Genomic DNA, 21,186 nt, shown 5'->3' with positions numbered 1-21,186 from the left:
GCAGCGCGGACACCCTTCGACGATGGATCCGGCTTCGCCGGTCCATCGTCGACTGACCATAACCACTCAAAAAACGCGAAGCGTTTTTTGAGTGAGTGTTTAGACGTTCGCGACCGAAACCGCGCGCGCGTTGAGATAAGCCTCCAGCGCCTCCGGCCCACCTTCGGACCCGTAGCCCGAATCCTTCACGCCGCCGAAAGGCATTTCCGCCGAAGGCATCGCGGGCATGTTGATCCAGAGCATGCCGACTTCCACCTTGCGCGACAGCAGGTCGGCGTTCTTCAGCGACTTGGTGAACGCATAGCCCGCCAGGCCGTACGGCAGGCGGTTCGATTCGGCGATCGCGTCTTCCAGCTTGTTGAAGGAGCGCATCGCAGCCATCGGGCCGAAGGGCTCGTCGTTGAACACCTTGGCCTGCAGCGGCACGTCGTCAAGGATGGTGGGCTGCCAGAAGTTGCCTTCCTTGCCGATGCGCTCGCCGCCGGCCAGAACCTTGGCGCCCTTCTCCACCGCGTCCTTCGTGAATTCCGCCATCGCGGTCAGGCGGCGCGGATTGGCCAGCGGCCCCATCTGCGTGCCCTCGGCCAGGCCGTCGCCGACCTTCAGCCCCTGCGCGTGCTTCGTCAGCGCCGCCGCGAATTCATTGCGGATGCTCTCGTGCACCAGGAATCGCGTCGGCGAGATGCAGACCTGGCCCGCGTTGCGGAACTTCGCGGCGCCGGCCGACTTGACGGCCAGCGCGATGTCCGCGTCCTCGCACACGATCACCGGGGCGTGGCCGCCCAGCTCCATCGTCACGCGCTTCATGTGCTGGCCCGCCATGGCGGCCAGTTGCTTGCCGACCGGCGTGGAGCCGGTGAAGGTGATCTTGCGGATCACCGGATGCGGGATCAGGTAGCTGGAGATCTCGGCGGGATTGCCATAGACCAGACCGAGCACGCCGGGTGGCAGGCCCGCGTCCTGGAAGGCCCGAATGAGTTCGGCCGGGCCGGCAGGCGTCTCTTCCGGCGCCTTCACCAGCATCGAGCAGCCCGCGGCGAGCGCGGCGCCGACCTTGCGCACCACCTGGTTGATCGGGAAGTTCCAGGGCGTGAACGCGGCGACGGGCCCGACGGGGTCCTTGATCACCATCTGGCGCACCGACAGGTTCCAGCGCGAAGGCACGATGCGGCCGTAGACGCGGAAGCCCTCTTCGGCGAACCACTCGATGATGTCGGCGGCCGCCAGGGCCTCGCCCTTGGCTTCCACCAGCGGCTTGCCCTGTTCCTGCGTGAGCAGGCGGCCGATGGCTTCGGCGCGCTCGCGCATCAGGCCCGCAGCCTTGCGCATCACCTTGCTGCGATCCGCGGCCGTCATGTCGCGCCAGGTTTCGAAGCCTTTCTGCGCAGCGGCCAGGGCCTTGTCGAGGTCGGCCTTCGAAGCGTGGGCGACGCGGCCGATTTCCTGGCCGGTGGCGGGATTGAAGACCGCCAGGGTGCGGCCGTCCGCGGCGTCCTGCCACTGGCCATCGATGAAGAGCTGGGTGTTCGGGTAGGTCATGGGCTGCTGCTGGTGCAAGAAAGGGAAAGGAGCGATTGTCGGGCAATCGCAAATCCCGGTCTTTCCCCGGCCGCCCCCGGGCCGGGCTGCGATCAGCGGCGGCGCCTGAGCCTCGGAAGCAGGCTGCGCACGCCCTCGCCGCTGGCGCCCTCGGTCCCGCTCGGCGCCGGCGGCCCGGCGGATCCGTCGTCCAGCAGTTCGTCGACCACCTCGAGTTCGTGCGCGGCCTGGCGCACCTCCTCTTCGGCGACCAGCGTGCGCTCGGCCGCATGCGCGATCGCCTCGACGTCGCGGCGCGGCATCGCTTCCTTCAGTTCTTCGTTGGCGGCGATGAGTTCACCCTCGGCCGCCTTGACGTTTTCCTGCGCCCGCCGCGCCTTGCGGCGGACGGTGCCGGCGATCGATTGTGATGTGAGGGCCATGACGCGCTTTATAGAGATGAGGCTCAAGCGTCGTGGCTCAGCGCGAGAAGTTGCACGACAGTTTCCGTGATTGCGTGCAGAACTCGGCATCCGGCTGCGAGTGCTTGCGAAAAACCAAACTCAGCCGAGCCCGCAAGACCCCACAGGCACGCAGGGCACCGCTATAAACATCGGCTGGGGCTCGAAGCAGTGCGGGCCGTATCAGAACAGGGAGCAGTACAGGAGATGCGCGACGAAACGACACGCCGGAAGGTGCTGGTCACCGGCGGCGCCGGGTTCCTGGGCAGCCATCTTTGCGAACGGCTGCTGCGCGACGGGCACGAGGTGCTCTGCGTCGACAACTTCATCACCGGCTCGCGCCGCAATGTCGAGCACCTGCTCGGCAGCCCGCAATTCGAGCTGCAGCGGCACGACGTCGCGCTGCCGCTGCAGGTCGAGGCGGACCGGATCTACAACCTCGCCTGCCCGGCCTCGCCGCCGCACTACCAGCACGACCCGGTGCAGACGCTCAAGACCAGCGTGCTGGGCGCGCTCCACCTGCTCGACCAGGCGCGGCGCCTGAACGCGCGCATCTTCCAGGCTTCGACCAGCGAGGTGTACGGCGACCCGCTCGTGCATCCGCAGCCCGAGAGCTACTGGGGCCACGTCAACCCGGTGGGCCTGCGCAGTTGCTACGACGAGGGCAAGCGCTGCGCCGAGACGCTGTTCATGGACCACCACCGCCAGTGGAACGTGGACGTTCGCATCGGCCGCATCTTCAACACCTACGGCCCGCGGATGCATCCCGGCGACGGCCGCGTGGTGTCCAACTTCATCGTGCAGGCCCTGCGCGGCGAACCCATCACGATCTACGGCAAGGGCGAGCAGACGCGCAGCTTCTGCTATGTCGACGACCTGGTCGAAAGCTTCGTCCGCTACATGGAAGCGCCCGGCCCGCTGCCCGGGCCGATCAACCTGGGCAATCCGCGCGAGTTCACCATCCTGCAGCTGGCCGAGCAGGTGATCAACCTCACCAACTCGCGCTCGCAACTGGTGTTCCGGCCCCTGCCGGCCGACGACCCGCAGCAGCGTCGTCCCGACATCACGCAGGCGAAGGACAAGCTGGGCTGGGAACCCACGGTGCAGCTGCGCGACGGGCTCGTTCGCACCATCGAGTACTTCGACGCGCTGCTCAGGGAAGGCTCCTGATCGGTGACGATGGACGCGCACGCGCGCAAGCAGGCCGGGGCGCGCTGGCTGGCCTTCATGCGCGCGGGGGACTGGGAGTCGGCCTGGCGTGAAACCGATTCGATGGAGGCGGACCGCCGCGCCGGCCGCGTGCCGCGCGATGACGCGCATCTCTACTGGGACGGCACTTCGCCCGAGGGCCGCTCGGTCCTGATCCGGTGCGAGCACGGCCTGGGCGACACGCTCCAGTTCCTGCGATTCATCCCGGCCATCGCGCATCAGGCGGGAGAACTGCACTTCATGGTGCAGCCACCCTTCGTGCCGCTGCTGCGCGGCGCACCGGGGCTGGGCCAAGTGCACAACGGCTGGCTCGGCCCCAACTGGCCGGCGCATGAAGTCGAACTCGAAGTGATGGAGCTCGCGTACGCGCTGCGCGCCACCACCGCAACGGTGCTACCGCCCTACCCGCACCTGGCTGCGCAGGCCCAGCGGCTGGCCCCCGTCGCCTTGGCGCACGATGGCCGGCCGCGCGTGGGCCTGCTGTGGGCGGCCAGCGACTGGGACACTTCGCGTTCAATCCCGTGGTCCTGCCTGGAGCCGCTGCTCGCGTTGCCGCGGCTGCGCTTCTTCTCGCTGCAGCAAGGCCGGGCGGCGGACCAGGCGATGGCATCGCGTTTGCCCATCGAGCCCTTGCACCGGCACACCGCCGGGGTCGAGGCCGCGGCTTCGGCGATGTTGCAGATGGACCTGGTGATCAGCATCGACGGCATGCCCGCCCATCTCGCCGCCACGCTCGGCCGGCCCACGTGGCTGCTGCTCAAGCACGAAGCCGACTGGCGCTGGATGGATGGTCGCTCGGATTCGCCCTGGTACCCGACCATGCGCATCTTCCGGCAGCCGCAGCCCGGCGACTGGGAGGACCTGATGCGCGACGTGATCGAAGCCGCCGAACAGCTGCGGCCGAAAGCGCAGGGCTTGCCGGCCGCGGGCCGTGCGCAATCCGTGCTGGAGGACTGAATGACCGAAACACCTCGCCCGCACCGGCACGCGCACCTGTACAGCACGGCTCGCAACGTGGCCGACGTCACGAGAGAGAACGTCAAGGCGATGCGCGAGCTCGACGAACTCGAGAACGCCAAGCGCGGCTGGTCGGACCGCATCGCCGACCTGCTGGCGCGCGCCTGCGGCCACATCAGCTTCGCCATCGTGCACGCGATCGCCTTCGGCGCTTGGATGGTGTGGAACACCTGGGGCACGGACAACCCGCCCGACCCCTACCCCTTCACGCTGCTCACGCTCTGGGCCTCGGCGGAAGGCATCTTCCTGATGTCCTTCATCCTCATCAGCCAGAACTACCAAGGGCGCATCGCCGATCGGCGCAACCAGCTGGACCTGCAGATCAACCTGCTTGCCGAGCAGGAAAACTCCAAGATGCTGCTGCTGCTCGAGGAGATCGCGCGCAAGGTCGGCGCCCTGCACGACGAGGACCGCGAGGTTGACGTACTGGTGCAGGCCACGGAACCGGAGAAGCTGGCCGAGCAGATCGACGAGGCTTATCGCGAGCAGGGGAAATAGCTACCCCGGCCCATTCACCAGCTTCACCTTCTGCCACCCCGCCCCGATCTGCAGCACGCTCACCGACGCCGGTTCGATGTCGAAGCACTCCAGATCGTCCAGCGACATCTGCAGCGTCGTGGCGATCACCGCCTTGATCACGTCCCCGTGCGACGCGATCAACACCGCCCCATCCGGATACCGCAGTCCCAGCTCGTGCAACGCGCTCACGGCTCGCTTTCGCACCTGCTCGAAGGCTTCACCTCCAGGCGGCTGGGCCTTGCTGCGGTGCAGGCACCACTGCCGCCACCGCTCCGCGTCCTGCCGGGCCAGCCAGTCGAAGTCGCGGCCGGTCCACTCGCCGAAGTCGACTTCGTCGAAAGCCTCCAGCACGCGGATGGGCAGCTTGCGGCGGCCGGCCAATGGCGCCACCGTTTCCTGGGCACGCGGCTGCGGGCTGCTGTAGATGGCGGCGATGTCGCGGCCCTGCAGCCGCTCCACCAGGGACTCGGCCTGCAGCCAGCCCAGCGCATTGAGGGACACGCCCGGCAACCGGCCGGGCACGCCGCGGCCCAGCCAGTCGTGCGCACCGTGCCGCACGAGGAGAAACGTGCTCACACCGCCGCCACCTCACCGGCGGAAGAGCCCACGGCCGCGCCTTGCGCCGACGCATAGCGCCTCACCATGCGGGCGCAGAACTCGGCGTACTCGGCAGGCACCTGCGGCGCGCTCGTGTGATGCGCGTTGAGCCCGCGGTGCTCGGGTGTGAAACAGAAGGTCAGGGTCACGTCGAAATCCTCCAGCGCCGCCATCTGGTGGTCGAACCACGCGTCCGCGCCGGGACGGAAGCTGTCCGCCCACGACAGGCCGGTGCGAAGTTTCTTCACGCCCAGTCGCTTGAGCCAGCGCACGGCCTCTTCGAGCCTGTGGTCCTCGAAGTGGAACCACTGGCAGATGCCGAGCTCGGGCGCGAACTCGTGGAAGCGCGCGCATGCCAGCTTGGGCGAGCCGTCCTCGCGCAGCAAGCCCATGTGGAAATGGCGGTAGTAGCTCGACCCCTCGGCCTCGCGATGGCGCGTCGTCGCGGGCCAGGCCTTGGGCAGGTCGTACAGCGAATACCAGTGGATGCGAGGGGCGCGGCCGATCAGAAGTTCAGCCGTGCGCTTGAGGCCCCACTCCTGCACTTCCTCGGCGCCGAAGGTGGAGACGCCCACCTCGGTCACCCACACCGGCAGCGGCGTCACGGCCTGGATCTCGAGCAGCTTGTCCGGCCACTCATGGATCTGCCAATGGTTCCAGTCGAGGGGAAACCCGTGCACTGCCACCGCGTTCATGTCGCGCAGCGCGCCCGCGTCGCGCAGCAGCACCATGAAGGATGGATCGATCGGCGAGATGCCGCCGAGCACCCGCGTGACACCGGGGCTTTCGGCGCGCACGGCCTGCGCGGCCAGCTGCGCCATCTCGGAGAAACGCACCCAGCCGGGATCGAGTTCCAGGTCCCAGTGCGATTTGTTGTTCGGTTCGTTCCAGAATTTGACGGCTTCGATCATGTGGCTCAAACGGGTTTCTGGGCCAGGGCGGACGCGGCCTTGCTCGGGCCGGTGCGGCGGCGCTGCTTGACGGGGGCGTCGCCGCGGATGAAGGCTTCGACGAGTTCGCGTGCCTCGTCATCGGTGAACTGCAGCGGCGGCGACTTCATGAAGTAACCGGACGGCCCGTTGAGCGCGCCGCCGATGCCGCGGTCCAGCGCGATCTTGGCGCACCGGATCGCGTCGATCACCACGCCGGCGGAATTGGGCGAGTCCCAGACTTCCAGCTTCACCTCGCACTGCATCGGCACGTTGCCGAAGCCGGTGCCTTCCATGCGGATGTGGCAGAACTTGCGGTCCTGCAGCCAGGGCACGTAATCGCTCGGCCCCACGTGCACGTCGCTGGCCTTCATCGGATGACCGAGCTGGCTCGTGACCGCCTGCGTCTTGGAGATCTTCTTGGAGGCCAGGCGCTCGCGCTCCAGCATGTTCAGGAAGTCGGTGTTGCCGCCGAAGTTCAGCTGGTAGGTGCGGTCCACGCGCACGCCGCGCTTGCGGAACAGGTCGGTCAGGATGCGGTGCACGATGGTCGCGCCCACCTGCGACTTGATATCGTCTCCGATGATGGGCAGGCGCCGCTGCGCGAACCGCTTGTTCCAGTACGGCGCGGAGGCGATGAACACGGGGATGCAGTTGACGAACGCGCAGCCCGCCTCCAGCACCTGCTCCACGTACCACTTCGTCGCCATCTCCGAGCCCACCGGCAGGTACGAGACCACCACGTCGGTCTTGGTCGCCTTGAGGATGCCCACGATGTCGTCGGTGCTGGCGCTGGACTTGGGCACCACGTCCTTCAGGTACGTGCCCAGCCCGTCGTGCGTCATGCCGCGGTGGACCATCACCCCCATCGGCGGCACGTCGGCGAAGCGGATGGTGTTGTTTGGCTCGGCGTAGATCGCCTCGCCCAGGTCGAGGCCGACCTTGTGCGCACTGACGTCGAATGCCGCGGTGAACTGGATGTCGCGCGGGCGATAACCGCCGAGGTCCACGTGCATGAGGCCGGGCACGAAATCGTCCGGTGATGCGTCGCGGTAGTAATGGACGCCTTGCACGAGCGACGAAGCGCAGTTGCCCACGCCGATGATCGCCACACGGATGCTGGACATTTGCATTTCTCCTGCGAATGTTGTTCGCGTTCAAGTGATGCAAACGCATGCTACGCGCGACAAAACCCAGCCTTGCAGTTTTCCTGCCCATCCATGCAAATATTTTTCAACCCGGCTTCGAGGCTGAGTCCACAGGTGCGCGGGGAACACATAACATTGTCTTGACGCTTAAAAGGGAATGCTTGACATGCGACACGTTCTGATCACCGGGGGCGCAGGGTTCATCGGATCCCATCTCGCAGACGAGCTGCTGCGTCACGGCTACAAGGTTCGCGTGCTCGACTGCCTGGTCGAGCAGGTGCATGGCCCCGATGGAAAGCGTCCCGCCTACCTGGACCCGCAGGTCGAGCTGGTGGTGGGTGACGTGTGCGACCGCGAAGCCGTCGATCGCGCGCTGCAAGGCGTCGATGCGGTGTTCCACTTCGCGGCGGCGGTGGGCGTCGGCCAGAGCATGTACGAGATCGCGCACTACACGCGGGTGAACAACCTGGGCACGGCCGTGCTGCTGGAGGCACTGATCGCCAGGCCCGTTCAGCGGCTGGTGGTCGCGTCGAGCATGAGCCTGTATGGCGAAGGTTTGTACCGCGACGTTGCGGGCCGCACTCGCGAAACGGGCGAGCGCACGCTCGAGCAGCTCAAGGCCGCGGACTGGGAACTCAAGGACGAGCAGGGCAAGGCGCTCGAGCCGGTCCCGACACCCGAAACGAAGAGTCCGACTCTGGCATCCGTCTACGCACTTTCGAAGTACGACCAGGAACGGATGTGCATGCTGGCGGGCCGTGCATACAACTTTGCAACCGTTGCCTTGCGTTTTTTCAATGCTTACGGTCCGAGACAAGCGCTGTCCAATCCTTATACAGGTGTGCTTGCCATCTTCGCGTCGCGGCTGCTCAACGACAGCGCGCCGAAGATCTTCGAGGACGGGCTGCAGCAGCGCGACTTCGTGAGCGTCTATGACATCGCCCGCGGCTGCCGCCTCGCCCTCGAGACGCCGCAGGCCGCGGGCGAGGTGTTCAACCTGGGCAGCGGCCGGCCGCAGACGGTGCGCGCCATCGCCCAGCGCCTCGCACGCGTGATGGGCAAGGAGGAGATCGAGCCCGAGATCGTGGGCAAGTACCGCGTCGGCGACATCCGCCACTGCTTCGCCGACATCGGCAAGGCACGGCAAGTCCTCGGCTACGAGCCCCAGGTGACGCTGGACGACGGCATGGGCGAACTGGCCGCCTGGCTGGAAGGCCAGGCCGCGGTGGACAAGGTGTCGCAGGCCAGCGCGGAGCTTGCCGCCCGGGGACTCACGGTATGAGCCCCGCACGGCCGCCCGATGGGGCTCGCACCGCAGCGCGCCGCGCGGAGGTTCCCAGTTCCGCGGCGGCCCCCACCCTGATCACGGGCGGCGCCGGCTTCATCGGCTGCAACCTCGCGCACCGCCTGCTGGCCTCGGGCCGCAAGGTGCGCATCCTGGACAACCTCGGCCGCCCCGGCGTGGAGCAGAACCTGCAATGGCTGCGCGAACAGCACGGTGACCAGTTGCAGGTGATGGTGGCCGACGTTCGCGACGCGGGCGCCGTGTCGCGCGCAGTCGCCGGTTGCGCGCAGGTCTACCACTTCGCGGCCCAGGTCGCGGTGACGACCAGCCTGGACGATCCGCGCGAGGACTTCCTCGTGAACGCGCAGGGCACGCTCAACGTGCTGGAGGCCGCGCGCGCGCAGCACACGCCGCCTTTCGTGCTCCTGACTTCCACCAACAAGGTCTACGGCGATCTCGCCGACCTGGCGCTGCAGCCGGCGGGGCAGCAGTACCAGCCGACGGACCCGCACGTGCGCGCACGAGGCATCTCCGAAGCGCGGCCGCTGGATTTCCACAGCCCCTACGGCTGCTCCAAGGGCGCGGCCGACCAGTACGTGCTCGACTACGCCCGCAGCTATGGCCTGCGCACCATGGTGTTCCGCATGAGCTGCATCTACGGGCCGCGGCAGTTCGGCACCGAGGACCAGGGCTGGGTCGCGCACTTCATCCTGCGCGCGCTGCGCGGCGAATCGATCACGCTGTACGGCGACGGCAAGCAGGTGCGCGACGTGCTGTTCGTGGAGGACCTCGTCAACGCCTTCCTGCTGGCCGAGCAGAACGCGCAGACGCTGTCCGGTCGCGCGTTCAACATCGGCGGCGGGCCGTCCAACGCCATCAGCCTGCTGGACCTGATCGACCGCATCGAGGCGCTGCACGGGCAGCGCCCGCAGCTCGCGTTCGACGACTGGCGCACGGGCGACCAGCGTTATTACGTGAGCGACACGAGCGCCTTCCAGCAGGCCACCGGCTGGAAGCAGAAGGTGGCCGCGCGCGAAGGCGTCGGGCGCCTGTACGACTGGATCACCCTGCATCGCAAGCCCATGGCCGTGCCGCAACCCGCGCCGGCCGCCGCCGCGGTGGGTGCGCATTGAGAGCAACGGAGCGCCGATGCAAGCGTGCGTGATCTCCGCCCCCGGCCAGGCCATCCTGCAGGACGCACCGAAGCCGGAGCCCGGGCCCGGTGAAGTCCTGCTGCAGCTGGAAGGATCGGGCGTCTGCGCGTCCAGCCTGCCGCTGTGGGAAGGCCGCAGCTGGTTCGACTACCCGCAGGCGCCGGGCGCGCCGGGCCACGAAGGCTGGGGCCGCATCGCCGCCGTGGGTGAAGGCGTCACCGGGCTTGCCAGGGGCGTCCGCGTCGCGGCCCTGAGCTACTGCGCGCACGCCGAATACGACATTGCGAAGGCCGATGCGGTGGTTCCGCTGCCCGCCTCGCTGGACGGCCAGGCCGTGCCGGGCGAGCCGCTCGGCTGCACGGTCAACATCTTCCGGCGCAGCGAGATCCGCGCCGGCCAGACCGTGGCCATCGTGGGCATCGGCTTCCTCGGTGCGCTGCTGACACAGCTGGCGGTCGACGCCGGCGCGCGTGTGATCGCCATCTCGCGGCGCCCCTTCTCGCTGGATTTCGCCCGCCAGTGCGGCGCGCAGGAGACGGTGCCGATGGACGACCACTGCCGCGTCATCGAGCGCGTCAAGGAACTCACCGGCGGGCGCTTCTGCGAGCGCGTCATCGAGTGCACCGGGCTGGAATGGCCCTTGCAACTCGCCAGCGAAATCTCGGCCGAGCGAGGGCGCCTGGTGATCGCGGGCTATCACCAGGACGGCATGCGATCGGTGAACGTGCAGCTGTGGAACTGGCGCGGGCTGGACGTCATCAACGCGCACGAACGCGATCCGCAGGTCTACATCGCAGGCATCCGCGCCGCGGTCGACCTGATGGCCCGCGGCGTGTTGGACCCGCGGCCGCTGTACACGCACCGACTCCCGCTGGACCGGCTGGGCGAGGCGCTGGAACTCACGCGCACGCGGCCGGACGGGTTCATGAAAGCGCTGGTGACCGCATGACCGCCTCGCTGCCGCGCCTCGGTTTCCTGGGCCTCGGCTGGATCGGCCAGCACCGCCTGCAGGCACTGCTCGGTGAGCGCGCGTGCGAAGTCGTCGTGGTCGCCGACCCTTCTGCGCAAGCACAGGCACGCGTGCGCGAGATCGCGCCGGGCGCGGCCACGGTCGACACGCTGGACCAGCTCCTGGAATTCGGACTCGACGGCGCGGTGGTCGCCACGCCGAGTGCGTTGCACGCCGAGCAATCGCTGCGCCTGCTCGACCGCCGCATCGCCGTGTTCTGCCAGAAGCCTCTTGCGCGCACCGCGCAGGAGACCGCGGCGATCGTCGAGGCGGCGCGCAAGGCCGACCGCCTGCTCGGCTGCGATCTCTCCTATCGCTGCACCGAAGCGATGCGTCGCATCCGCAACTGCGTGGTCGAGGGCGAACTCGGGCCCGTCTACGCGGTGGACCTGGTGTTCCACAACGCCTATGGCCCGAACAAGGGCTGGGCGCGCGACCGCAAGCTCTCCGGCGGCGGCTGCGCCATCGACCTGGGCACCCACCTGGTGGACCTGGCGCTGTGGGTGCTGGGTTTTCCGCAGGTGAACAACGTGGGCAGCCGCCTCTACGCCAACGGGCGCCTTCTCGCTCCCGGCGAGGACGAGGTCGAGGACTACGCGATCGCCCAGCTCGAACTCGAAGGCGGCACGGTCGTGCGGCTGACTTGTTCGTGGAACCTTCCGATGGGCCGCGACGCGATCATCGAAGCGCATTTCCACGGCGCCCGCGGCGGCGCTGCGATGCGCAACCGCGACGGATCGTTCTACGACTTCGTCGCCGAGCGCTATCACGGCACGCAACGCACGCCGCTCGCGGAGCCGCCCGATGCCTGGGGCGGCCGCGCCATCCTCGACTGGGCCCGGCGCCTGGCGGCCGGCGCGCGCTACGAGGCCGGCATCGAACCCATCGTGCAGGTCGCCACGGCCATGGACGGGATCTATGGCCGGTGAGCACCGGCCCTCGATCCTCCTGACCGCGGACACGGTGGGCGGCGTCTGGACCTACGCAGCGGAACTTGCCCGGCAGCTTGCATCGCGCGGCCTGGAGGTCCACATCGCGACGCTCGGTGCGCCCGTGGAGGCCCACCAGCGCGAGATGCTCGGGGGCTGCGAAGGCGTCGAAGTGCATGAGAGCCGATTCGCGCTCGAATGGATGCACGATCCGTGGCGCGAGGTCGATGCCGCGGGCGAGTGGCTGCTCTCGCTGGAGAAAAAGCTGCAGCCCGCGCTGGTGCACCTGAACCAGTTCGCATTCGGCGCCCTGCCCTTCCGCGCGCCCAGGCTCGTCGTGGGGCATTCCTGCGTACTATCGTGGTGGCGTGCCGTGCACGGATGCGACGCGCCGCCGGAATGGGACACCTACCGGCGCCGCGTCACGGCCGGCCTGCGTGGCGCCGATCTCGTCGCCGCACCCACGTCTTCGATGCTGCGCTCGCTGCAGGAGCTTTACGGCGTCGAAGGCATCGTGCTGCCGAACGGGCGCGATCCCGCACTGTTCCGCCCGCTCGCGAAGCGGTCCTTCGTGTTCGCGGCCGGCCGCTTCTGGGATGAGGCGAAGAACCTTTCCGCGCTGCAGGCGGTCGCGCCGGAACTCGCCTGGCCGGTGTGCGTCGCCGGCTCCTGCAATGGGCCGGACGGCAAGGAAGTCGTGCCGGGTGGGGTTCAGGCATTGGGCGTGCTCTCGGCACCCGGCATCGCACGCCAGATGGCGCAAGCCTCGATCTATGCGCTGCCCGCGCGCTACGAGCCCTTTGGCCTCTCGGCGCTCGAAGCCGCCCTCGCCGGCTGCGCGCTCGTGCTGGGCGACATCCCGAGCCTGCGCGAAGTCTGGGGAAGCGCCGCGGTGTACGTCGCGCCCGATGACCACGACGCACTGCGCGCCACGTTGCAGCACCTGATCGCCCGCCCCGACGAGCGAAGCCGCCTCGCCGCCGCCGCGCACGCCCGAGCGCTGCAGTTCCATTCGCGCGCCATGGCCGATGCCTGGCTGTCCGCCTGCTCCGGCCTGGCGCCGGCACTGGCATCGGCACGACTGGAGGAAGCGCAGTGCGTGTAGTCCTGTTCTGCCACTCCCTCGTTTCGGACTGGAACCACGGCAACGCGCATTTCCTGCGCGGCATCTGCGGCGAGCTGCTCGCGCGCCGGCACGAGGTCGAGGTGTACGAACCGGCGAACGCATGGAGCGTTCAGAACCTCGTGGCCGAACACGGCGAGGCCCCGCTGCGCGCGTTCGCAAAGGCCTATCCGCACCTGCGCAGCCACCGCTATTCGCCCGACGAACTCGACCTGAACCTGGCGCTGGCGGGCGCCGACCTGGTGCTGGTGCACGAATGGAACGAGCACGCGCTGGTGCGCCGCATCGGCCTGCACCGCGCGGCCAATCCGCACTACCGCTTGCTGTTCCACGACACGCACCACCGCAGCGTGACCGAGCCGGACAGCATGGCCGCCTACGACCTGCGCCACTACGACGGCGTGCTGGCGTTCGGCTCGGTGATCCGCGACCTGTACCGCCGGCACGGCTGGTGCCAACGGGCGTGGACCTGGCATGAAGCGGCCGACACGCGAGTCTTCAGACCCCTGGGCGGATCGCTTCGCGATGGCGACCTCGTCTGGATCGGCAACTGGGGCGACGAGGAGCGCACGGCGGAGCTCCATGAATTCCTGCTGAATCCCGTGCGCGACCTCGGCCTCCAGGCCCGCGTGCATGGGGTGCGTTACCCGGGCCATGCGCTGGACAGCCTGCGCGAGGCCGGCATTTCCTACGGCGGCTGGCTGCCCAACTACGAAGCGCCCGCGGTCTTCGCGCGTTACGGCGCGACGGTGCACGTGCCGCGCCGGCCCTACGTGCGGGCGCTGCCGGGCATCCCGACCATCCGCGTGTTCGAGGCGCTGGCCTGCGGCATCCCGCTCGTGTCCGCGCCCTGGGACGACTGCGAAGGGCTGTTCGAGCCCGGCGCTGATTTCCTCATTGCGCGCGACGGCCGCGAGATGCGCGAGCACCTGCGCGCGGTGCTGGGCGATGCCGCCCTCGCCCGCTCGCTCGCCGACCACGGCCTGCGCACCATCCTCGCCCGCCACAGCTGCGCCCGGCGGGTGGACGAACTGCTGGACATCTACGCGGAGCTGGTTCCGCCGACGCGAGCCGCAAGGGAAGTCAACGCATGAAGAACAGGATGAACATCGCCTTTTTCGCCAGCAGCCTCGTCTCCGCGTACTGGAACGGCGCGGCCACCTACTACCGCGGCATCGTGCGGGCGATGCACGCGCGCGGCCACCGCGTCACCTTCTACGAGCCCGACGCCTTCAAGCGCCAGAAGCATCGCGACATGGACGATCCGCCCTGGGCCAAGGTGGTCGTCTACTCGGCGGAAAGCGAAGCGGAAGTGCTGCGCACGGTGGAGCAGGCGCGCGGCGCGGACCTGGTGGTCAAGGCCAGCGGCGTCGGCGTGCACGACGCGCTGCTGGAGCGCGCGGTGCTGGACCTTCAAGGGCCGGGCACCCTGGTCGTCTACTGGGACGTGGACGCGCCGGCCACGCTGGACCGCATGCACCACGACGCGCACGACCCGCTGCGGCCGCTGGTGCCGCGCTACGACCTGGTGCTCACCTACGGCGGCGGCGAGCCGGTCAGCAGCGCCTACAAGGCGCTGGGCGCGCGCGACTGCATCCCGATCTACAACGCGCTCGACCCCACGACGCATTTCCCGGTCGCGCCCGAGCCGCGGTTCGAGGGCGACCTCGGTTTCCTGGGCAACCGGCTGCCGGACCGCGAGGCGCGCGTCGAGGAGTTCTTCCTGAGGGCCGCGGCCGCATTGCCCGGCCGCCGCTTCCTGCTCGGCGGCAGCGGCTGGCAGGACAAGCCGATGCCGCCGAACGTTCGTTACCTGGGCCACGTCTTCACCGCGGATCACAACGCGTTCAACTGCACGCCGCTGGCCGTGCTCAACATCAGCCGCGAAAGCATGGCTCGTTACGGCTTCTCGCCGGCCACGCGCGTGTTCGAGGCCGCAGGTGCGGCGGCCTGTTTGATCACCGATGCGTGGGAGGGACTGGAGCAGTTCTTCGAGCCCGGCGCCGAGATGCTGGTGGCGCGCAATGGCGATGAAGTGGCGCACCAACTGGAATCGCTCGACACGGACAAGGCGCGCGCCGTCGGCGAAGCGGCCTACCGCCGCGTGCTGGCCGAGCACACCTACGACCACCGTGCGGCGCAGCTCGATGCGGTGCTGGAAGGCCGGACGATGGAGACAGCGACATGACCCGCCAGCTTTCCATCGTCATCCTCGGCCTGTCCATCACCTCGTCCTGGGGCAACGGCCATGCCACGACCTACCGCGGCCTGGTGCGCGAACTCGACGCGGCCGGCCACGACGTGCTGTTCCTCGAGCGGGACGTGCCCTGGTACGCCAGCCACCGCGACCTGCCCGCCCCGCCTTACGGCCGCACCGAGCTGTACGGCAGCCTGGAGGAACTGCACGACCGCTTCGCCGACGAAGTGCGCACGGCCGACCTGGTGGTCGTCGGCTCCTTCGTGCCGCAGGGCGTGCAGGTGGGCGAGTGGGTCCAGCGCGAAGCCGGGGGCCTCACGGCCTTCTACGACATCGACACGCCCGTCACGCTGGCCAAGCTGGCTCGCGGCGACCACGAGTACCTGCGGCCCGACCAGATCGCGGGCTACTCGATGTACCTGTCGTTCACCGGCGGGCCCACGCTGCGCCGCCTCGAGCAGGAGTTCGGCTCGCCCTGCGCCCGGGTGCTGTACTGCTCGGTGGATCCGCAGCTCTATCACCCCGACCCGCAGCCCGCCCAGTGGGACCTGGGCTACATGGGCACCTACAGCGACGACCGCCAGCCCGGCGTCGACCGGCTGCTGCTGCAGCCGGCGCGCGCCTGGCAGGACGGACGCTTCGTCGTGGCCGGGCCGCAGTACCCGTCCTGGATCGCCTGGCCGGCCAACGTGCAGTACCAACCGCACCTGCCGCCGGCCGAGCACCGCGCCTTCTACAACCGGCAGCGGTTCACCCTGAACATCACCCGGGCCGACATGGTGCAGGCCGGCTGGTCGCCCAGCGTGCGCCTGTTCGAGGCCGCCGCCTGCGGCACGCCCATCATCAGCGACCGCTGGGCCGGGCTGGAGACGCTGCTCATGCCCGGCCGAGAGATCGTGCTGGCCGACAGCGCCGCCGACGTGCTGGCCGTGCTGCGCGTCATGCCGGAGGAGGACCGCCTGGCCATGGCCGAGCGCGCCCGCCGCCGCATCCTCGCCGAGCACACGGCGGCGCACCGCGCCGCCCAGCTGGTCGGCTACGCCCTCGAGATGGACCTGGAGACCGCGCCATGAACATCACCGTGATGGGAGCCGGCTACGTCGGCCTGGTGAGCGGGGCGTGCCTCGCCGAGGCGGGCAACGACGTGCTCGTGTTCGACATGGACCCGCGCCGCATCGACCAGCTCGATGCGGGCCGCATCCCGATCTACGAACCCGGGCTGCAGGAGGTGGTCGACCGCAACCGGGCCGCCGGCAGGCTCGCCTTCAGCAACGACGTCCAGGCGGCGGTGGCACATGCGCAGGTGCAGTTCATCGCCGTGGGCACGCCCCAGGCCGAGGACGGCAGCGCCGACCTGAGCCAGGTGCTCTCGGCGGCGGACAGCATCGGCCGCTGGATGCAGGGCTTCAAGCTGGTGGTGACCAAGTCCACCGTGCCGGTGGGCACCGGCGACCGCGTGCGCAATGCGATCGCCGACGCGCTGCAGGCGCGCAACCTGCCGCATGGGCCGGACGCCTTCGCGGTCGCGTCCAATCCCGAGTTCCTGAAGGAAGGCGCGGCGGTCGACGACTTCATGCGGCCGGACCGCATCGTCATCGGCACCGACCCCGGGGCCGCGGGCGAGCGCGCGCGTGAGCTGCTGCAGCGGCTCTACGCGCCGTTCAACCGCATCCAGGACCGCGTGCTGATGATGGACCTGAAGGCGGCGGAACTGACCAAGTACGCGTCCAACGCCATGCTGGCCACGCGCATCAGCTTCATGAACGAGCTGGCCAACCTGGCGGGCGAAGCGGGCATCGACATCGAGCAGGTGCGCAAGGGCATGGGCGCCGACCCGCGCATCGGCTACAGCTTCCTCTACGCGGGAACCGGCTATGGCGGCAGCTGCTTCCCGAAGGACGTGCGGGCCCTGATCCGCACCGCGTCCTGCCATGGGCGCCATCTGCGCATCCTGGAGGCGGTGGAAGCCGTCAACGAAGCGCAGAAACACATCCTGGTGCAGAAGATCAACACCCGCTTCGGCAGCAACCTCCGGGGCATGCTGTTCGGCCTCTGGGGCCTGGCCTTCAAGCCCAACACCGACGACATGCGGGAAGCGCCGAGCCGCATCGTGATCAAGGCGCTGCTGGAGCGCGGCGCCCAGGTCATGGCACACGACCCCGTGGCCATGCAACAGGCCAGAAAGACGCTGGCGCACGACTTCAGCGGCCGCATCGCGATGCTGGACCGCCTGCGCTACGCCGACACCGCGATGGAATGCGTGCAGGATGCCGACGCGCTGGTGATCACCACCGACTGGCAGGCTTTCCGCAGCCCCAACTTCGACGCGCTGAAGAAGGCCATGCGACAGCCGGTGATTTTCGACGGCCGTAACCTGTACGACCCGTCCCTGCGCCAGCAGGGCTTCGAGTACCACGCGATCGGGCGATGACGATGGAAGCGATGCGCCTGGACGACCAACCCTCCGCGGTGGACGTGGGCGACCTGCGGCGCCAGATCGACGCTCTCGGCCCCTGGTTCCACAACCTGCACCTGCCCGGCGGCGTGCAGACCGTGCCCGACCATTTCCTCGGCGGCGATTTTCCCAACTTCAAGTGGCAGGAGATCGCGCCGCACCTGCCGCACGACCTGTCGGGCTGGCGCGTGCTGGACGTGGGCTGCAATGCGGGCTTCTACAGCTTCGAGCTGGCGCGGCGCGGCGCTTCGGTGCTGGCCATCGACGTCGAGGAGCTCTATCTCGACCAGGCGCGCTGGGCCGCGGGCGTGCTGGGCCTGCAGCGGCAGGTGGAGTTCCGCCAGATGGGCGTGTACGAAGTCGCGCAGCTGCAGGAGCGCTTCGACCTCGTGTGGTTCATGGGGGTCTTCTACCACCTGCGTTATCCGCTGCTCGCGCTGGACCTGCTGGCGCAGCGCACGCGCCGGCTGATGATGTTCCAGACGCTCACCATGCCGGGCCAGGAGGTCTACCCGGACACCGGGGACCATCCGATCACCGAGCGCGAACCGCTGCTCGACCCGGGCTGGCCGAAGATGGCCTTCATCGAGCACCGCTTCGCCGGCGACCCGACCAACTGGTGGGTGCCCAACCACGCCGGCATCGAAGCGATGCTGCGCTCCAGCGGACTGCGCGTCATCGGGCGGCCGGCCGACGAGATCTACCTCTGCGAGCCGGATCCCGAGCTCGCCGCTGCGCGAACCCTGCGCCTGAGCGGCTTCGGTCCGGCGATGGCCGCCGTCAACGGCGACGCGGCCTGAGGACCCGGCGTGCCAGTGGCCGGTGAACGCTTCGCGCTCGCGGCGTGCGTCGCGCACTTCCTGCTCCCGGACCAGCCGCAGGTGGAACTGCTGCGCTCGGCGCTCGCCCGGGCCGGGCGCGTGGTGGTCTTCATCACGCGCGCCTACCAGGCGCCGACCGCCCGCCACCCTTTCGGCTGGCGCGACCGGATGGACATCTTGTCCGCCTCGCTCGACGAGGACCAGCGTTCACGCGTGGCCTTCGAGCCACTGCGCGAGCACTGGGACGAGCGCCGCACGCTGCGCGCCGTGCAGGCGGGCGTGCAGCGCCACCGGGACGCGGACACGGGCGCCGTGCTGTGCCTGTGGGCCGGGACCATACCCGAGGACGAGGACTGGCCCGCCGGCTGGACGGTCGAGCCCTGCGGCGAGAGCGATGAGCCCAGCGAGCGCCGGCTGGATTCGCTGTATGCCGCCGGCGATCCGCTGTCGGCGTGGCGCGGCATCGAAGGCGACCTCGCGCAATCCACCCGCGACAAGGTGTCGGGCTGGCTCGGCACGCCCGAGTTCGGGCGCCTGCGCGAGGAGTGGCGGCTGATCGCGCGCGAGAAGAAGGCGTGGGCGGCCGTGCCCTACCCGGTGACGCTGGTGACCGTCGATGCCGTGGTGCGCGCCGGCGACCACGTACTGCTGATCGAGCGCGGCCGTGCGCCCGGCAAGGGCCTCTGGGCGCTGCCCGGCGGCTTCCTCGAGACCGGGGACACGGTGCTGCGCTCGGCCCTGCGCGAGCTGGCCGAGGAGACCGGGTTGCCCTTCTCGCCGCGCGAGATGCGGGAGCGCCTGCGCGGGGTGAAGGTGTTCGACCACCCCCGGCGCAGCCAGCGCGGGCGCATCGTCACCCATTCGCACTTCTTCGACCTGGGCGACATCGACCCGCCGCCGGTGCAGGGCGGCGACGATGCGGCCGCGGCGAAGTGGGTGCCGATCGCGGAGCTGCCGGCGCTCGAGACCCGGATGCACGACGACCACTTCCACATGATCGATGAGTTCCTGGGGCTGACCGGGGATCCTTGATAGCCGTCGCTGGAATGACGGGTGGTGGCTGTCGATTTCCGAGCTCCCCGTTCGTCGTCCAGGCAGCACACTCCATCAGGACTGCCCATGGCCACGTCTTCCTCTTCCATCCCCGCCACGGACCGCAACTGGCCGCTAGTCGCCGCGGGCGCGCTGATGACCTGCGTGGCCATCGGCACCGTGTTCTCGCTGGCGGTTTTCCTCGACCCGATGGGCGCCGACACGGGCTGGTCGCGGGCCGGCATCTCGGGCGCGATGACGCTCGCGTTCATCAGCATGGGCCTGGCCGGCTTCGGCTGGGGCGCCTTGAGCGACCGCTACGGCCCGCGCCGGGTGGTGCTGGCGGGCATCGTCCTGCTCGGGCTGGCCAGCGTGCTTTCCAGCCGCGCGGCCAGCCTGCCGCAGTTCCAGCTCTGGTTCGGCGTGCTGATGGGTGTCGCGGCCGGCAGCTTCTTCGCGCCGATCATCGCGGCCACGGCGGCGTCGTTCGACAGGCACCGCAACCTTGCGGTGTCGCTGGTGTCGGCCGGCATCGGCGTGGCGCCGATGACGATTGCGCCGTTGGCCGGGTGGCTGGTCACCCTTTACGGCTGGCGCACGGCGCAGCTGCTGATCGGGTTGGGCGCATGGCTCGTCCTGCTGCCGGCCGTGTGGTTCATTCGCGCTGCGCCGGCGCGATCGGCAGCCGCCGCGGATGCTGCCGGCGGCGACGCGGAGATATCGGTCAGTCAGGCCCTGCGGTCCCGCGCTTTCATCCTGCTCGCGGCCGCCTTCTTCGCCTGCTGCGCCGCGCACTCGGGGCCGATCTTCCACACCGTGAGCTACGCGATCGGCTGCGGCCTGCCGGTGGTTACGGCGGTCACGATCTACAGCATGGAGGGAGCGGCCGGGCTGGGCGGCCGCCTGCTCTTCGGCGTGCTGGCCGACCGGCTGGGCGCCAAGCGCGTCCTGGTTGCGGGCCTTTTCATCCAGGCCTTCGCTGCCGCCTCGTACCTGCTCGTGCGCGAACTCGATGGCTTCTACGCCGTGGCGATCGTTTTCGGGGCGGCCTACGGCGGCGTGATGCCGCTGTACGCGACGCTCGCCCGCGAGGCTTTCGGCGCGCGCATCCTGGGCACGGTGCTGGGCGCGATGACCATGCTGTCGAGCCTGGGCATGGCGCTGGGACCGCTGCTCGGCGGATGGCTGTACGACCGCTTCGGCAGCTATGCGTGGCTGTACCTGGGGTCCTTGTTCGTGGGCCTGGCCGCGGCGGCCATCGCGATCACCTTCCCTCGAGGACCCGCCGTCGCGCCGCGGATGTCGCCTGCACCTGCGGGGTAGTCCGCAGACTACGCTCATCGGCGGCGCGTGCCGACTGCGATCGGCGTGGGGTCCCCAAGAATCGAGTGCTCGACCGAAGGAGCCACCATGCCGAACGATCCCAAGCCCGTGCCGGAGGCTGCGAACGACGGGATTGCACACGCAGACGAGCCGATTCCCCGCGCCTCGGACGAGGAAGTGCTGGAGGAAACGGCCCGTCTGGCCCGCGAGGGCCGCAAGCAGCTCGAGTCCGACCCGAGGGAACCCAAGCCCGCATCCGAATGACTGGCGCCGGCTGAGTTCGTTCAGCCGCCGGCGGGAGCAGAATGCCGCTGAAGGCCGCACTCCCCTGTGGCCGACAGGAGACCTGCCATGAACAGGATCTGGGCGAGATTCATGCCGATGCTGCTGGAGATCGAACCCCTGGCCGCCGGCCTGGGCGGGATCGTCCTGCTGCTGGTGCTGGCGATCCTCTTCTTCG

21 protein-coding genes are annotated in these 21,186 nt (G+C 69.2%); 16 read left to right on the top strand and 5 right to left on the bottom strand.

Annotation, left to right across the window (positions count from 1 at the left end; all coding sequences use genetic code 11):
- Positions 1-99: 99 nt before the first annotated feature.
- Positions 100-1,539, bottom strand: coding sequence for an NAD-dependent succinate-semialdehyde dehydrogenase (locus EZ313_RS06205; RefSeq protein ID WP_135262321.1), 1,440 nt, complete (start codon positions 1,537-1,539; stop codon positions 100-102).
- A gap of 92 nt (positions 1,540-1,631) precedes the next feature.
- Positions 1,632-1,961, bottom strand: coding sequence for a hypothetical protein (locus EZ313_RS06200; RefSeq protein ID WP_135262320.1), 330 nt, complete (start codon positions 1,959-1,961; stop codon positions 1,632-1,634).
- A 225-nt stretch (positions 1,962-2,186) separates the two neighbouring features.
- On the opposite strand from EZ313_RS06200, the gene EZ313_RS06195 reads away from it, so the two are divergent.
- The 3 genes from EZ313_RS06195 to EZ313_RS06185 are packed head-to-tail and all read left to right on the top strand — an operon-like array spanning position 2,187 to position 4,703.
- On the top strand, positions 2,187-3,149 hold the full coding sequence (locus tag EZ313_RS06195) for a UDP-glucuronic acid decarboxylase family protein (protein ID WP_135262319.1): 963 nt from the start codon (positions 2,187-2,189) through the stop codon (positions 3,147-3,149).
- A 9-nt stretch (positions 3,150-3,158) separates the two neighbouring features.
- Positions 3,159-4,145 (top strand): glycosyltransferase family protein, encoded by a 987-nt coding sequence (locus EZ313_RS06190; RefSeq protein ID WP_205960343.1) that lies wholly within the window; start codon positions 3,159-3,161, stop codon positions 4,143-4,145.
- On the top strand, positions 4,146-4,703 hold the full coding sequence (locus EZ313_RS06185) for a DUF1003 domain-containing protein (RefSeq protein ID WP_240788540.1): 558 nt from the start codon (positions 4,146-4,148) through the stop codon (positions 4,701-4,703).
- Here the strand turns inward: EZ313_RS06185 and EZ313_RS06180 are convergent, their stop codons facing one another.
- The 3 genes from EZ313_RS06180 to EZ313_RS06170 are packed head-to-tail and all read right to left on the bottom strand — an operon-like array spanning position 4,704 to position 7,377.
- A complete protein-coding gene (locus tag EZ313_RS06180) occupies positions 4,704-5,300 on the bottom strand; it encodes a histidine phosphatase family protein (protein WP_135262317.1) in 597 nt (198 codons plus the stop codon).
- Positions 5,297-6,232 carry a glycoside hydrolase 5 family protein gene (locus EZ313_RS06175; RefSeq protein ID WP_135262316.1) on the bottom strand — a complete coding sequence of 312 codons (936 nt, stop codon included), beginning with the start codon at positions 6,230-6,232 and terminating at the stop codon, positions 5,297-5,299. Before EZ313_RS06175 ends, EZ313_RS06180 begins: the two co-directional genes overlap by 4 nt.
- A 5-nt stretch (positions 6,233-6,237) precedes the next feature.
- Positions 6,238-7,377, bottom strand: coding sequence for an inositol-3-phosphate synthase (locus EZ313_RS06170; RefSeq protein WP_135262315.1), 1,140 nt, complete (start codon positions 7,375-7,377; stop codon positions 6,238-6,240).
- A gap of 187 nt (positions 7,378-7,564) precedes the next feature.
- On the opposite strand from EZ313_RS06170, the gene EZ313_RS06165 reads away from it, so the two are divergent.
- The 13 genes from EZ313_RS06165 (at position 7,565) to EZ313_RS23245 (ending at position 20,990) form a co-directional block, all read left to right on the top strand.
- Positions 7,565-8,680, top strand: coding sequence for an NAD-dependent epimerase/dehydratase family protein (locus EZ313_RS06165; protein WP_135262314.1), 1,116 nt, complete (start codon positions 7,565-7,567; stop codon positions 8,678-8,680).
- Complete coding sequence (locus EZ313_RS06160) at positions 8,677-9,816, top strand: NAD-dependent epimerase/dehydratase family protein (protein WP_135262313.1); 1,140 nt, start codon at positions 8,677-8,679, stop codon at positions 9,814-9,816. Before EZ313_RS06165 ends, EZ313_RS06160 begins: the two co-directional genes overlap by 4 nt.
- A 16-nt stretch (positions 9,817-9,832) precedes the next feature.
- Positions 9,833-10,786, top strand: coding sequence for an MDR/zinc-dependent alcohol dehydrogenase-like family protein (locus tag EZ313_RS06155; protein WP_135262312.1), 954 nt, complete (start codon positions 9,833-9,835; stop codon positions 10,784-10,786).
- A complete protein-coding gene (locus tag EZ313_RS06150; RefSeq protein ID WP_135262311.1) occupies positions 10,783-11,775 on the top strand; it encodes a Gfo/Idh/MocA family protein in 993 nt (330 codons plus the stop codon). The genes EZ313_RS06155 and EZ313_RS06150 overlap by 4 nt, the downstream gene beginning before the upstream one ends.
- Positions 11,765-12,880: a glycosyltransferase family 4 protein gene (locus tag EZ313_RS06145; RefSeq protein ID WP_135262310.1), complete on the top strand. Its 1,116-nt coding sequence runs from the start codon at positions 11,765-11,767 to the stop codon at positions 12,878-12,880. The genes EZ313_RS06150 and EZ313_RS06145 overlap by 11 nt, the downstream gene beginning before the upstream one ends.
- Positions 12,871-13,992 (top strand): CgeB family protein, encoded by a 1,122-nt coding sequence (locus EZ313_RS06140; RefSeq protein WP_135262309.1) that lies wholly within the window; start codon positions 12,871-12,873, stop codon positions 13,990-13,992. Before EZ313_RS06145 ends, EZ313_RS06140 begins: the two co-directional genes overlap by 10 nt.
- Before the next feature lie 8 nt (positions 13,993-14,000).
- Complete coding sequence (locus EZ313_RS06135; protein ID WP_240788539.1) at positions 14,001-15,086, top strand: CgeB family protein; 1,086 nt, start codon at positions 14,001-14,003, stop codon at positions 15,084-15,086.
- Entirely contained in the window at positions 15,083-16,168 is a 1,086-nt protein-coding gene (locus EZ313_RS06130) for a CgeB family protein (protein ID WP_135262307.1), read from the top strand. The genes EZ313_RS06135 and EZ313_RS06130 overlap by 4 nt, the downstream gene beginning before the upstream one ends.
- Positions 16,165-17,526, top strand: a complete 1,362-nt coding sequence (locus EZ313_RS06125) for a UDP-glucose dehydrogenase family protein (protein WP_135262306.1) — start codon at positions 16,165-16,167, stop codon at positions 17,524-17,526. Before EZ313_RS06130 ends, EZ313_RS06125 begins: the two co-directional genes overlap by 4 nt.
- On the top strand, positions 17,523-18,350 hold the full coding sequence (locus EZ313_RS06120; RefSeq protein WP_205960342.1) for a TIGR04290 family methyltransferase: 828 nt from the start codon (positions 17,523-17,525) through the stop codon (positions 18,348-18,350). The genes EZ313_RS06125 and EZ313_RS06120 overlap by 4 nt, the downstream gene beginning before the upstream one ends.
- Before the next feature lie 9 nt (positions 18,351-18,359).
- Complete coding sequence (locus tag EZ313_RS06115) at positions 18,360-19,403, top strand: NUDIX domain-containing protein (protein ID WP_135262305.1); 1,044 nt, start codon at positions 18,360-18,362, stop codon at positions 19,401-19,403.
- Positions 19,404-19,490: 87 nt separating this feature from the next.
- Positions 19,491-20,726, top strand: coding sequence for an MFS transporter (locus EZ313_RS06110; protein ID WP_135262304.1), 1,236 nt, complete (start codon positions 19,491-19,493; stop codon positions 20,724-20,726).
- Between the two features lie 87 nt (positions 20,727-20,813).
- The gene (locus EZ313_RS23245; RefSeq protein ID WP_167772534.1) at positions 20,814-20,990 is read left to right on the top strand and encodes a hypothetical protein; all 177 of its coding nucleotides are present in this window, start codon (positions 20,814-20,816) and stop codon (positions 20,988-20,990) included.
- The last annotated feature ends 196 nt before the right edge of the window (positions 20,991-21,186 follow it).

The organism is Ramlibacter henchirensis (assembly GCF_004682015.1).
GTDB lineage: Bacteria > Pseudomonadota > Gammaproteobacteria > Burkholderiales > Burkholderiaceae_C > Ramlibacter > Ramlibacter henchirensis.
Note: the sequence above shows the minus strand (reverse complement) of the source record. Positions and strands in the feature narration are given on the sequence as shown.

Coding starts and splice junctions, on each gene's coding strand:
- EZ313_RS06150 (WP_135262311.1), top strand. CDS start 10,783: ATGACCGCCTCGCTGCCGCGCCTCGGTTTCCTGGGCCTCGGCTGGATC.
- EZ313_RS06205 (WP_135262321.1), bottom strand. CDS start 1,539: ATGACCTACCCGAACACCCAGCTCTTCATCGATGGCCAGTGGCAGGAC.
- EZ313_RS06200 (WP_135262320.1), bottom strand. CDS start 1,961: ATGGCCCTCACATCACAATCGATCGCCGGCACCGTCCGCCGCAAGGCG.
- EZ313_RS06185 (WP_240788540.1), top strand. CDS start 4,146: ATGACCGAAACACCTCGCCCGCACCGGCACGCGCACCTGTACAGCACG.
- EZ313_RS06110 (WP_135262304.1), top strand. CDS start 19,491: ATGGCCACGTCTTCCTCTTCCATCCCCGCCACGGACCGCAACTGGCCG.
- EZ313_RS06195 (WP_135262319.1), top strand. CDS start 2,187: ATGCGCGACGAAACGACACGCCGGAAGGTGCTGGTCACCGGCGGCGCC.
- EZ313_RS06125 (WP_135262306.1), top strand. CDS start 16,165: ATGAACATCACCGTGATGGGAGCCGGCTACGTCGGCCTGGTGAGCGGG.
- EZ313_RS06135 (WP_240788539.1), top strand. CDS start 14,001: ATGAACATCGCCTTTTTCGCCAGCAGCCTCGTCTCCGCGTACTGGAAC.
- EZ313_RS06160 (WP_135262313.1), top strand. CDS start 8,677: ATGAGCCCCGCACGGCCGCCCGATGGGGCTCGCACCGCAGCGCGCCGC.
- EZ313_RS06120 (WP_205960342.1), top strand. CDS start 17,523: ATGACGATGGAAGCGATGCGCCTGGACGACCAACCCTCCGCGGTGGAC.
- EZ313_RS06145 (WP_135262310.1), top strand. CDS start 11,765: ATGGCCGGTGAGCACCGGCCCTCGATCCTCCTGACCGCGGACACGGTG.
- EZ313_RS06130 (WP_135262307.1), top strand. CDS start 15,083: ATGACCCGCCAGCTTTCCATCGTCATCCTCGGCCTGTCCATCACCTCG.
- EZ313_RS23245 (WP_167772534.1), top strand. CDS start 20,814: ATGCCGAACGATCCCAAGCCCGTGCCGGAGGCTGCGAACGACGGGATT.
- EZ313_RS06170 (WP_135262315.1), bottom strand. CDS start 7,377: ATGTCCAGCATCCGTGTGGCGATCATCGGCGTGGGCAACTGCGCTTCG.
- EZ313_RS06190 (WP_205960343.1), top strand. CDS start 3,159: ATGGACGCGCACGCGCGCAAGCAGGCCGGGGCGCGCTGGCTGGCCTTC.
- EZ313_RS06175 (WP_135262316.1), bottom strand. CDS start 6,232: ATGATCGAAGCCGTCAAATTCTGGAACGAACCGAACAACAAATCGCAC.
- EZ313_RS06155 (WP_135262312.1), top strand. CDS start 9,833: ATGCAAGCGTGCGTGATCTCCGCCCCCGGCCAGGCCATCCTGCAGGAC.
- EZ313_RS06165 (WP_135262314.1), top strand. CDS start 7,565: ATGCGACACGTTCTGATCACCGGGGGCGCAGGGTTCATCGGATCCCAT.